Origin of the sequence: Nocardioides antri (genome assembly GCF_008373765.1) — a bacterium.
Classification (GTDB): domain Bacteria; phylum Actinomycetota; class Actinomycetes; order Propionibacteriales; family Nocardioidaceae; genus Nocardioides; species Nocardioides antri.
The window spans coordinates 251-608 of record NZ_VUJW01000054.1 but is presented as its reverse complement, the minus strand read 5'-3'; the positions used below and the strand labels follow the sequence as shown (position 1 = coordinate 608).

Annotated in this window: 1 pseudogene; it reads right to left on the bottom strand. The window is 73.3% G+C overall.

The window, feature by feature from the left end:
• A pseudogene (locus F0U47_RS21945) lies at positions 1-358 on the bottom strand (ABC transporter); the annotation flags it as partial.

The following is a 358-nucleotide window of genomic DNA, read 5'->3' as shown; positions in this document are numbered from 1 at the left end:
CTCGACCGCCTCCGGCGGGGTCCGGTCGAGCACGATCGCCACCGCGGTCGACCGCTCGGCGGCCTGCTTGAGGTACTCCCACGGCACCTGGTCGCTGTAGCGCGCGGCGGAGGTGACGAAAAGCCACAGGTCCGCGGCCGCGAGCNNGTCGACGTCGGGGGCGTCGAGGATCGCGATGCCCTTCGGCACGGCCTCGGTCGGGACCAGCTGGATGCAGTCGTGGTCGTTCGTCGGGTGGCTGACCCGCTTGAGGTCGGGCAGCAGCCGGTCCTGGCCGAACCACTTGCCGTCGTCGGGGTGGTGCACGAGGACGGGCGAGCGGGTGGTCGGGCGCAGGACACCCGGCGCGGTCACCCGG